Origin of the sequence: Paenibacillus farraposensis (assembly GCF_020736845.1) — a bacterium.
Taxonomy (GTDB): Bacteria; Bacillota; Bacilli; order Paenibacillales; family Paenibacillaceae; genus Paenibacillus; species Paenibacillus farraposensis.
In genome coordinates, this window is the sequence record NZ_JAFFQR010000101.1 from 13,412 (window position 1) to 24,579 (window position 11,168).

The window sequence follows — 11,168 nt, forward strand, 5'->3', positions numbered from 1 at the left end:
ACAGCATGTCGCGAAGACGGGTACATGGTGCAGGACAGCCGTAGTATGGGCTTGTCTTGTAGAAAATCTGTTATAGTCACGTCAAACCTCATCTATGTCTTACTCTAGACGGCGGGCTATGTAAGGAGGACGGAGGAAATGGGCATTTTCCGAAAAAAGGAGACCCATGAGTCACGCTCATCCAGCATGTCTTACGTATTACGTTGGAAGAAGGAGAATGTGCGCCAGGCTGGTTTGGTTGCCATTTTTCTAATTGCACTAACGATTATGATTTCAATTCTGATGTACACCCAATCCAAGAAACAGGTCTTTTTTGTCATCGACGGTAAGGCATCTGCGGTAGAAACCCGGGAATCCAAGCTCCAAAATTTGCTCAATGAGCATTCGATTTCACTACAGCCGCATGATACAATTTCCATGCCGGTGAACGGAGCAATAAAGGATGGGGATCGCGTAATCATCAAGCGTGCCAATCAAGTCAAAGTTACCTCAGGCAATGAGACGAAAAAGTTGTACACAACAGAAAATACAGTAGAGGGTGCTATCCGCACTTCGGGCTATAAATTATCGTCAAATGACAAGGTTTACCCTGCGCTTGGTGCTTCTGTTTCGTCTAACATGCACATAAAAATCGTACGTGTGAAGAAGCAGCAAGTCGAACAGAAAAAACAGGTGCCTTATCAGGTCATCAAAACGTCCGATCCGAGTCTTTATAAAGGCGACAATCGGGTCCTCCAAAGCGGGAAATCGGGCGTTGTCGTTCAGCGTGTCCAGAAGATATACCATGACGGAAAATTGGTATCCAAGCAGCTGATCAACAAGGAAGTCACGCAGAAGCGTGTGGATAAGGTAATTGCGATAGGAACAAAGAAAAAGCCGGTCGTTCTGGCTGCTTCTGTCAGTCCAGATACCGCCAAGGCAACGCGAGTGAGTTCGGGCAATGCAGTTCGTAAAGCTGGTGTGAATTTTAAATACAGCAAAGTATTGCAGAACTTCTCCATGACGGCGTATTCCTCACAAGAGGCGGGTATCGGCACACGTACCGCTTCCGGTACACGTGTCACGGAAGGACGGACCATTGCTGTCGATCCAAGCATAATTCCAATCGGCTGGTGGGTGTATATTGAGGGGGTAGGCTTCCGCCGGGCGGAGGATACCGGTGGCGCTATTAAAGGCCACAAAATCGATGTGTATTATGAGAGTTTGAGCCGGGCTAATCAATTTGGCCGCAAGTATGGTAAAACCGTGTATGTAATCGGACCGGTAAAGCCTGAAATCAACTAAAACGGGTTGTGTATATTCAGGACAATGCGATAGTATTAACATCATAGTAATGCCATGCTAAGAAGAGGATATCCTCTTCTTATTTTGTTTTCAAAAACAGGGAAAGATAAATATAGCTTGCTGTGTAGCGGTGGAGGGAAATGCAAATGATCAAGGAAGTGATCGTAGTAGAGGGCCGGGATGATACGGTAGCTATTCGCCGTGCTGTCGAAGCGGATACAATCGAAACGGGCGGCTCTGCCATTAATAAAATGACGCTGCGTAAAATTGCATTGGCGCAGGAGCGGCGGGGGGTCATTATTTTGACCGACCCCGATCATGCAGGGGAGCGCATCCGCAAAATTATCGCGTCCAAGGTACCCGGCTGCAAGCAGGCCTTTATTCCAGAGGCGGAAGCGACGCGTAAAGGAGATATTGGGGTGGAAAATGCCTCCCCGGAGGCCATCAGACAGGCTCTCGCACGGGTACATACAACGGTGGAAGGGGCCGATCCGCTGATTGAGTGGGCCGATCTGATTGACGCCGGACTTATCACCCACCCGAATGCTGCAGCACGCCGTATGGCGCTCGGCAATGTGCTGGGGATTGGCTATTGTAACGGAAAGCAGCTGCATAAACGGCTCGCTGTATTCCAGATCAGCCGTGAGGAATTTGCCGGTGCGCTGGCACAAATCGAAAGTGAAGGATTGTGATACCGTATGACAGGGATTCAAGATATAGCAACACCGCGGCGCACGAAGGAGATTATTCAGCGACACGGTTTTTCGTTCAAAAAGAGTTTGGGACAAAATTTTCTCATTGATCAAAATATTCTGAACAAGATTGTGAGTGCTGCCGGATTGGATCACACCAAGGGTGCGCTCGAAATCGGTCCAGGAATTGGTGCGTTGACCGAAAAGCTGGCGCAATCAGCCAAGGTCGTTACTGCCGTTGAGATTGATCAGCGGCTGCTGCCTATTCTCGAAGAAGTGCTGGCTCCTTATGAGCATGTGAAGGTGCGTCACGGGGATGTGTTGAAATTGGACCTGAACGAGGTGTTCGCCTCCGATTTTGCAGAGGTCAGTAAAGTGAGTGTCGTCGCTAACCTGCCGTATTACGTGACTACACCGATTTTGATGAGGCTGCTGGAGGACAGGCTCCCCCTTGAGAATATCGTCGTCATGATCCAAAAGGAAGTGGCTGAGCGTATGGCTGCATCTCCTGGGACGAAGGACTATGGCAGCCTGAGCATTGCGGTGCAGTATTATAGCGAGCCTGAGCTGGTCTGCACTGTGCCGAATACGGTATTTATTCCCCAGCCAAATGTAGATTCGGCTGTGATTCGTCTGCGTGTGCGGGAGACTCCTCCGGTAGAGGTCAGGGATGAGAAGCACTTCTTTGAAGTGATTCATGCTGCTTTTGCCCAGCGCCGCAAAACGATCTCCAATAATTTGAAAAGCCGCTTCTTCACCAAAGAGAACAGGGGCATGCTGGAGCCGTTGCTGGATCAAGCCGGCATTGAACCCTCTCGCAGGGGCGAAACGCTAAGCATCGAGGAATTTGCGCGTCTTAGCGCCGTCCTGCTGGAGGCTGGGATTTCCTAAGTTGGAACCAAACTGTGCATTCACCCATACGATATAGGAGGGGTGATACAGTGTGATGATTTTAGGAGACTTGGTCGTTCGAAAATCGTATGGCGGAGATGTCACGTTTCGCATTGAGGACATCCAGCGGGATAAAGCGATCATTAAGGGGACGGAATTTCGACTGCTCGCCGACTCCCCGGTGGACGATCTGGTCAAGGTGCCTGCGGACCAGGTTAGCGGTAAGGCTCAGCAGGCCCATATTAAGGCTGGCGAGTCTCTTCATCTGCTGCAGCAGGCAAGGCAGCGGCAAGCTGCCCGGAGTCAGGCCGCTCTGATCGGAGAGTGGAGTGATCCAGTGGAGTCGACGTACTTTGAAATGCCCGGGAGGGTGCTTCATCTGGATGGAGACCCCGGTTACTTGAAAAAGTGTCTCAGCCTATACGAGCAGCTCCGTGTTCCCGCAGAGGGACACCATGTTCATGAATCGGCGATGGCCGATACGTTGTACCGGCTGCTTCCTCGCATCCGTCCGGATATCGTAGTCATTACCGGACACGATGGTGTATTAAAGCAGCCGCAACCTTATGACTTATATAGTCTGAAAAGCTATAAAAATTCGCAAAATTTTGTGGCGGCGATTCAGGTGGCGAGACAATATGAACGTCATCTGGATTCGCTGACGATTGTAGCCGGTGCATGCCAGTCCCACTTTGAGGCACTGCTGCGAGCGGGAGCGAACTTTGCCAGTTCCCCGGGGCGAATCCTGATTCACGCGCTGGACCCGGTTTACGTGGCTGCCAAGGCGGCCTTTACGTCCATTCGAGATACGATCAATATGGGTGACCTGTTTCACCAGACGATCAGCGGCAGCCGCGGAGTGGGTGGCATCGAGACGCGGGGAAGTTATCGTATCGGCCTGCCGAAGCTTGAAAATTTGTCAACTCTTAAAGTAACACCTTCCGCCATCTAAAATTTCAGCGCGCTAAATAGAAAATATCTAAAGCCTAAAGCCTCTGATTTCAGGGGCCTTTTGTCATTTTATACAAATCATTTCTGTTCGAAAAAAAATAATTGACAACTTATTTTTCGTGTTGATATAATATTTAGCTTGATTTGACAATCCCTCTAAAATTCGTTATAATGGACAAGGAAAGAGGTGGTCGTTAGGCAATGGCTAAAAATACGCTGTTGGAGATCAAACGCAGTCTCGACGCACATGTAGGGCAAAAAATTTTGCTGCGGGCTAACGGCGGACGCCGTAAGACCGTCGAACGAACTGGTGTCTTAGAAGAAACGTACCCTTCTGTTTTTATCGTCAAGCTGGATCAGGAGCAACAAACGTTTAAACGTGTCTCCTATAGCTATGCTGACATTCTTACCGAGTCGGTGGAAGTCACTGTATATGATCCCGACTCCCGTGCAGGTGTAGTCGAGTATTTTGAAACACCTTAAAGGTTTTACGTAATTTATACCAGCGTTGCAGGTTTAGCGGCGGCTTCGTCATTCCAAATGACGGGGCCGTTTTGTATATGCAGAGCGGGATGAAGCATGATATTCTGCACATACTAAGGCTTGGGAATGATCTTCCTTATTCCATTGCCGAAGGAGGCGTATGCATGAGCCGAAGAAGACGGAGTGTCATGTCAGAGGAGCTGAAGTACGAGCTGGCCAAAGATCTCGGGTTTTACGATACGATCAAGGAAGAGGGCTGGGGAGGCATTAAGGCCAAAGACGCGGGCAATATGGTCAAGCGGGCTATTCAGCTTGCGGAGCAGGCGGCTTCCCGCAAATCATAACCATCAATGGTGCTATGAAAAGGCGGGGATATCCGGTGTATACCGGGTAGTCTCCGCTTTTTTGTACCTCATGACTTGATAGGCCGAGTCTGATATAATATGTTAAGCTGTCTTGAGGGAAAAGTTGAAGGTGGGTGAACGCCTTGAAAATATACGAAAAAGCACCGGCGAAAATCAATTTAATGCTTGATGTTTTACATAAGCGGAATGACGGATATCACGAGGTCGAAATGATCATGACGATGGTCGATCTGTCCGACCGTTTGACGATGTCCGAGTTACCGCGTGACACCATTATTATTTCAAGCCAAGCCGGGTACATACCGTTGGATGAAAAGAATTTGGCCTTTCAGGCGGCACGTCTGATCAAGGAACGTTATAACGTGTCTAGGGGCGTGCATATCCATTTGGATAAGCATATCCCGGTAGCGGCAGGATTGGCGGGCGGGAGCAGTGACGCCGCCGCAGCATTGCGCGGATTGAATAGGCTGTGGAAGCTTGGTATTTCGGATGCGGAATTGAGAGCGCTGGGTGCTGAGCTGGGCTCAGATGTGCCTTTCTGTATTACAGGGGGTACAGCTTTAGCGAGCGGTCGCGGAGAATTGCTCAAGCCGCTGCCGAACCCGCCCCAATGCTGGGTGATTCTTGCCAAGCCGCCGATTAATGTATCGACTGCAGAAGTGTATGGACGTGTCAAAGCCGATCAGATCACGCGTCACCCGTCTGCCCAGCAGATGGAGAGTGCGATCCGGAACGCCTCGTTTACCGAGGTGTGCAGCACACTGGGGAACGTACTGGAGGAGGTAACGCTGAAGCTCTATCCGGAAGTGGAGCATCTCAAAAACTCCATGATTCGGTTGGGAGCGGATGGTGTACTGATGTCAGGCAGCGGACCTACCGTGTTTGGACTGGTATCGAAGGAGGCGAAGGTGCCGCGGATTTACAACGGCCTGAGAGGTTTTTGTAAAGATGTGTATGCAGTACGACTTTTGACCTGATTTTAATTATTTTTTGCTGATTATAGTGGTAATTGTTGTACAAATACGTACGAAGATGATATATTTACTATTAAATATTCGGATTTTACTATATCACTTACATTCCGCCAGCAACCGGCCAGTCCGCCGGTGCTTTCTTGTACAAAGCGGGCGGCAGGATAATAGATCGCGAGGAATTGTTGTGAAGAAACTTAAAAGAAGCTCACGATTGGTGGAAATGACGCAATTTTTGTTGTCACAGCCGCATACGCTGGTGCCTCTTACTCATTTTGCGGATCGCTATGGGGCGGCCAAGTCATCTATAAGCGAGGATCTGGCCATTATCAAGGAAGTATTCGAGGATGAGGGGATTGGCGAGCTTCTGACGCTTGCAGGAGCGGCAGGGGGCGTCAAGCTCATCCCTAAGCTCTCCAGAGCGCGCGCGCTTGCGTTTGCGAACGATCTGTGTACGCAATTGGAGCAGCCTGATCGCATATTGCCGGGAGGATATCTGTATCTGTCTGATTTGTTGGGCCAACCGGCCATGATGAACGAAGCTGGCAAAATATTTGCAACTGCTTTTGCCAACCGCCAGATTGATGTGGTGATGACGGTAGAGACCAAGGGGATTCCACTCGCCTATGCGACCGGAGCGCAATTGAATTTGCCTGTTGTTCTTGTACGGCGTGACCATCAGGTGACCGAAGGCTCGGCTGTAAGTATTAACTATGTTTCAGGATCGCAAAAGAGCCTGCATACGATGTCCTTATCCAGACGTGCGCTGCGCGAGAAATCGCGTGTGCTTATCGTAGATGATTTTATGAAGGCAGGCGGAACGATTCAGGGAATGGTCGATCTACTGACCGAGTTTGATGCCGAGGTAGCTGGAGTAGGTGTATTGGTAGAATCGGGCGAGGTGGAGAACGAGGAGCGCCTGTTGCACGATTATATTTCACTGGCTAATCTGACTGCGGTCGATTCTCGCAGCAAACAAATTATAGTCAGGCTGGGGAATTATTTTGATGACTTGACAGGGCAATAAATTGTCACAATTCATCACAAAATACCTAAAATTGTCGAAAAGGAAGCTTTTCAAAAAAATTCCCTGAATTTAGGATACAAATTGTCCAAAAAAAGAAGGAATTCGAATTGCTGTGTGGAATATTACACCAAGCCCTATTTGGAAAAAGGTGGTGAAACACACATGCAAATTACGGATGTTAGACTTCGCCGAGTAAACTCTGATGGAAGAATGAAGGCGATTGCATCCATTACGATTGATAACGAGTTTGTTGTTCATGACATCCGAGTTATCGACGGTAATAACGGAATGTTCGTAGCTATGCCTAGCAAACGAACTCCGGATGGAGAGTTTCGCGATATCGCTCACCCGATATCTTCAGGAACCCGTGAGAAGATCCAGGCTGCTGTTCTGACTGAGTACGAACGCGCAGCCGTGGATGAAGAAGTCGCTATTGAAGAAGGCGCTTAATTCGCCTAAAGCAGGATTGGGGTATAAAAGAAAAAGAGGGCCACTAACTGTGGCTCTCTTTTCTTTTTGGCTGGAATGAGATATATTCTTTAGTGAGTTAACAGTCAGTTTTAAGGCAACTTGGAGTCATCCGGGCTGCCGAAGCGGCTTTTTCATAAGACAGGGACTGGGCAAGCTATACGTCCCGGGGATGAATGTCCAGCACAAGCTGGCCTGAAAAAATAGCCATTAACCAAAGGTTCGCCGTTATTTTTCAGGAGGATTGTGAAAAGTTAAGCAAAATCTGATCTGGGAATTAACGTTTTAGCCAAGGGTAACTGTTATTTTCAGGATAGGAGGTTGGACTTGTTGGAAAGGTTGGCAGTCATCCTTGCCGCAGGGCAGGGAAAACGTATGAAATCCAAATTATATAAAGTTCTGCATCCGGTGTGCGGAAAACCGATGGTTGGCCATGTGCTCGACACGGTTCGTGAAATCGGGGTATCACGCAGTGTAGTTGTCGTGGGCCACGGTGCGGAGGCGGTACAGGCTTACCTGGGACCTACAGCAGAATACGCGCTTCAGGCAGAGCAGTTGGGAACAGGCCATGCCGTCAAGCAGGCGAAGGACCTGCTTGGCCAGGAGAAAGGCACGACCATCGTCATCTGTGGAGACACTCCGTTGATCACGGCAGAGACACTGGAGGGTCTGGCACAGTTGCACGAGAGTCGCGGGGCGGCGGCTACGATTTTGACCGCTGAGATGGATGACCCGAAAGGATATGGACGAGTTATCCGTGATACCTCAGGAGCTGTGCTCAAAATCGTAGAGCAGAAGGATTGCTCACCTGAGGAGGATGCGGTTCGGGAGATCAACACGGGAACGTACTGTTTTGACAATGCCAAGCTGTTCGCAGCGCTGGACAAGGTAACGAACACCAATGCACAGCAGGAATACTACCTGACAGATGTCATTGGTATTTTGCATGGCCAAGGTGAGCAGATCGAGGCGTATTTGACCAAGGATGTGTCGGAATCTATCGGTGTGAACGACAGAGTCGCTTTGTCGGTGGCAGAAGGCTATATGCGCGAGCGTATTGTTCGCAAGCATATGTTGAATGGTGTCACTGTTATTGATCCGTCCTCTACCTACATCGGGAGCGGTGTTGTCATTGGTGCTGATACGGTGCTGTACCCCAACACATGGCTGCATGGTCAAACGCAAATTGGCGAAGATTGCGTCATTGGTCCGCAGGCTGAAATTCACAATACGATTGTTCGTTCGGGCGCAACGGTAAAACACTCGGTGTTGGACGAAGCGGAAGTGGGAAGCGGTACGTCTGTAGGACCGTTTGCTTATCTGCGACCAGGTGCGAAACTTGGCGAACATGTGAAGATCGGTGATTTTGTTGAGGTGAAGAATGCGACCATCGGGGATCACTCCAAGGTGTCTCATTTGAGCTATGTTGGTGATGCCAAGGTGGGATCGAATGTAAATATTGGCTGCGGGGCAATAACGGTTAATTATGATGGATATAATAAATCCATTACAGATATTAAAGATGATGCCTTTATTGGCAGCAATGTGAATCTGATCGCCCCGGTTAAGATTGGGAAAGGTGCTTATGTCGTAGCAGGCTCCACCGTAACACATGATGTCCCTGATAATGATTTGGCCATTTCCAGACCACGTCAGGAAAACAAAGCCGGATATGCGGACAAAATCCGCGCACGTGCCAAAGCGAAGAAAAAAAGATCCGAATAACCTAATCAGCAAGCTGTTGAATCTGTAATGAATGAACCAGCACGGAGGGTTTCTATTAATGACTTATTGCGATTCCAAACTCAAAATATTTACTTGTAACTCCAATCCGAAGTTAGCCCACCAGATTGCGGACTACATCGGAATCCCAATGGGGGAATCCCATACCACATCGTTTAGTGACGGTGAAATTCAGGTTAAGCTGTCGGAAAGCGTTCGTGGCTGCCATGTGTACGTTGTGCAGTCGACTTGTCTACCAGTTAACGATAATTTGATGGAGCTGCTGGTTATGATTGACGCACTTAAACGTGCTTCTGCCAAAAGCATCAACGTCGTTATGCCATATTACGGTTATGCTCGTCAGGATCGTAAAGCCCGTTCGCGTGATCCGATTACAGCGAAGCTTGTCGCCAACCTAATTGAAAAGGCGGGAGCTCACCGCGTAATCAGTATGGACTTGCATGCCATGCAGATTCAGGGATTCTTTGATATTCCAGTAGATCATATGTTGGGAGCTCCAATTCTGGCTCAATATTTCCGTTCCAAGCAAATTGAGAACCCGATTGTAGTTTCACCCGATCATGGCGGGGTTGTTCGTGCACGCAAGCTGGCAGATTTCCTGAATGCGCCTCTCGCTATCATTGATAAGCGTCGTCCAGAGCCAAATGTCAGTGAAGTCATGAACATCATCGGGAACATCGAAGGGAAAACGGCTATTTTAATTGATGATATCATTGATACAGCCGGAACGATTGTATTGGGCGCAAATGCGCTTAAAGAAGGCGGCGTAAAGGATGTGTATGCCTGCTGTACGCATCCCGTGCTATCCGGCCCTGCGATGGAAAGACTGGAGAATTCACCATTAAAAGAGGTGGTCGTAACGGATACCATTCCGATCGTTCACCCGAATCCGACAAGCAAGCTGAAGATTTTGTCTGTGGCCCCGTTAATGGGAGAAGCCATTATCCGTGTGCATGAGGAATTGTCGATCAGCAAACTGTTTGAAATCGAATAAGCGCTGGCTCATTAAAGAAGGGGTTGCTTTTTCCATATGGAAAAGGTAACCCCTATCACATGTCAGGCTAAAAGCCTGCACGAGATATAAAAGTAAAACGTTGACGATTGTATAGCGTGTCCTCTATTTCGACAAAATGCTCATTAAAACGTACAATGATGCCAATCTGGATATGTACATTCCCGTCATAGACCTGGACAGGAACGGAATGTTTTAAATGATATAGAAAATGGCTGTCATATAAGAGGATATCACCCTGTTTGAGCATACCGACACGCACCTTCCTGTTCAATATTACTATTTTACCAAAAAATAAAGACTCCGAAAGAGGGGAGCCAAGGTTTATGAAGTGGATTGTAGGTTTGGGGAACCCGGGTCCCCAATACGAGAAAACAAGACATAATGTGGGGTTCATGGCACTTGATGCCCTTGCCTCACGTCATAACATTCAGATTAATCAAAGCAAATGCAAGGCTCTGATTGGAGAGGGACACATCGGCGGCGTGAAAACGGTGCTGATCAAACCGATGACCTATATGAATCTCTCTGGCGAGTCTTTGCGTGCTTATATGGACTACTACAAGGCGGACCTTGAGGATTTGATCGTCGTGTACGATGATCTGGATACAGAGGTCGGTAGAATTAGATTGCGTTATCAAGGCAGCGCAGGCGGTCATAACGGGATTAAATCAATCATTCAGCATACAGGGACACAGTCGTTCAACCGGGTTCGTATGGGCATTTCCCGCCCTGAGCCTGGATATGCTATTGTCGATTACGTTCTGGGGAACTTTCCTAAGAAGGAAAAAGATTTGCTGAACGGAATGATAGAAGATGCGTGCAACGCTTTGGAATATAGCCTGAATCATCCTTTTGAACGGACGATGGCCGAATTCAATAAGTGAGTTTACGCAGAGGCAGACGGGCTTAAATGAAAGATTGTTGGACATACTGAAAGGTATAGAAAACTTTCAGGAGGCATATACATTACATGATTGTCAATTATGTATGCAGACATTGTCGAACTTTCTTGGGACGCATTGATTCGGCGGCAATAACCGAAGAAAGGTTAGGCTTCCATTCCTTGACCCCTGCCGAGCGTAGAGATATAATAGCGTATAATTCGGGCGGCGAAGTAACCGTCAAAGTTATTTGCGAGCATTGCAGTCAGGCACTGGAAAATAACCCTGAGCTGAGCTTGCTCGCAAATCCGCTCCAATAACAGGTATTCAACTGGTCAGATAGTACCAGCTTGAGAGGTGAAGTGGCATTTTCCGCTTATGGGGCCTTGGCAGCATT

14 protein-coding genes are annotated in these 11,168 nt (G+C 48.4%); 13 read left to right on the forward strand and 1 reads right to left on the reverse strand.

Annotation, left to right across the window (positions count from 1 at the left end; genetic code table 11):
• Nucleotides 1-138 precede the first annotated feature (138 nt).
• The 11 genes from JO375_RS15990 to JO375_RS16040 all read left to right on the forward strand — a co-directional run bounded on the left by JO375_RS15990 (nucleotide 139) and on the right by JO375_RS16040 (nucleotide 9,869).
• Nucleotides 139-1,284 (forward strand): 3D domain-containing protein, encoded by a 1,146-nt coding sequence (locus JO375_RS15990; RefSeq protein ID WP_229525399.1) that lies wholly within the window; start codon nucleotides 139-141, stop codon nucleotides 1,282-1,284.
• A gap of 146 nt (nucleotides 1,285-1,430) precedes the next feature.
• Nucleotides 1,431-1,976 (forward strand): ribonuclease M5, encoded by a 546-nt coding sequence (gene rnmV, locus JO375_RS15995; protein WP_229525400.1) that lies wholly within the window; start codon nucleotides 1,431-1,433, stop codon nucleotides 1,974-1,976.
• Nucleotides 1,977-1,982: 6 nt separating this feature from the next.
• Nucleotides 1,983-2,867, forward strand: a complete 885-nt coding sequence (rsmA, locus tag JO375_RS16000) for a 16S rRNA (adenine(1518)-N(6)/adenine(1519)-N(6))-dimethyltransferase RsmA (RefSeq protein ID WP_229525401.1) — start codon at nucleotides 1,983-1,985, stop codon at nucleotides 2,865-2,867.
• A gap of 55 nt (nucleotides 2,868-2,922) precedes the next feature.
• Nucleotides 2,923-3,819, forward strand: a complete 897-nt coding sequence (yabG, locus tag JO375_RS16005) for a sporulation peptidase YabG (RefSeq protein WP_229525452.1) — start codon at nucleotides 2,923-2,925, stop codon at nucleotides 3,817-3,819.
• A gap of 200 nt (nucleotides 3,820-4,019) precedes the next feature.
• Nucleotides 4,020-4,301 (forward strand): biofilm formation stimulator Veg, encoded by a 282-nt coding sequence (gene veg, locus JO375_RS16010; RefSeq protein ID WP_229525402.1) that lies wholly within the window; start codon nucleotides 4,020-4,022, stop codon nucleotides 4,299-4,301.
• Between the two features lie 164 nt (nucleotides 4,302-4,465).
• A complete protein-coding gene (locus JO375_RS16015; protein ID WP_229525403.1) occupies nucleotides 4,466-4,645 on the forward strand; it encodes a small, acid-soluble spore protein, alpha/beta type in 180 nt (59 codons plus the stop codon).
• Nucleotides 4,646-4,788: 143 nt separating this feature from the next.
• Entirely contained in the window at nucleotides 4,789-5,643 is an 855-nt protein-coding gene (gene ispE, locus JO375_RS16020; RefSeq protein WP_229525404.1) for a 4-(cytidine 5'-diphospho)-2-C-methyl-D-erythritol kinase, read from the forward strand.
• Between the two features lie 181 nt (nucleotides 5,644-5,824).
• Nucleotides 5,825-6,664 carry a pur operon repressor gene (purR, locus tag JO375_RS16025; RefSeq protein ID WP_229525405.1) on the forward strand — a complete coding sequence of 280 codons (840 nt, stop codon included), beginning with the start codon at nucleotides 5,825-5,827 and terminating at the stop codon, nucleotides 6,662-6,664.
• Between the two features lie 162 nt (nucleotides 6,665-6,826).
• Nucleotides 6,827-7,114 (forward strand): septation regulator SpoVG, encoded by a 288-nt coding sequence (spoVG, locus tag JO375_RS16030; protein ID WP_229525406.1) that lies wholly within the window; start codon nucleotides 6,827-6,829, stop codon nucleotides 7,112-7,114.
• A 345-nt stretch (nucleotides 7,115-7,459) separates the two neighbouring features.
• Complete coding sequence (glmU, locus tag JO375_RS16035; protein ID WP_229525407.1) at nucleotides 7,460-8,857, forward strand: bifunctional UDP-N-acetylglucosamine diphosphorylase/glucosamine-1-phosphate N-acetyltransferase GlmU; 1,398 nt, start codon at nucleotides 7,460-7,462, stop codon at nucleotides 8,855-8,857.
• Between the two features lie 58 nt (nucleotides 8,858-8,915).
• Nucleotides 8,916-9,869: a ribose-phosphate diphosphokinase gene (locus JO375_RS16040; protein WP_229525408.1), complete on the forward strand. Its 954-nt coding sequence runs from the start codon at nucleotides 8,916-8,918 to the stop codon at nucleotides 9,867-9,869.
• Between the two features lie 67 nt (nucleotides 9,870-9,936).
• Here JO375_RS16040 and JO375_RS16045 read toward each other — a convergent pair whose 3' ends face one another.
• A complete protein-coding gene (locus tag JO375_RS16045; RefSeq protein ID WP_229525409.1) occupies nucleotides 9,937-10,137 on the reverse strand; it encodes a hypothetical protein in 201 nt (66 codons plus the stop codon).
• A gap of 76 nt (nucleotides 10,138-10,213) precedes the next feature.
• Here JO375_RS16045 and pth point away from each other — a divergent pair, with 76 nt between their 5' ends.
• Nucleotides 10,214-10,774 (forward strand): aminoacyl-tRNA hydrolase, encoded by a 561-nt coding sequence (pth, locus tag JO375_RS16050; RefSeq protein ID WP_229525410.1) that lies wholly within the window; start codon nucleotides 10,214-10,216, stop codon nucleotides 10,772-10,774.
• An 86-nt stretch (nucleotides 10,775-10,860) separates the two neighbouring features.
• Nucleotides 10,861-11,091, forward strand: coding sequence for an anti-sigma-F factor Fin family protein (locus tag JO375_RS16055; protein WP_010349540.1), 231 nt, complete (start codon nucleotides 10,861-10,863; stop codon nucleotides 11,089-11,091).
• The last annotated feature ends 77 nt before the right edge of the window (nucleotides 11,092-11,168 follow it).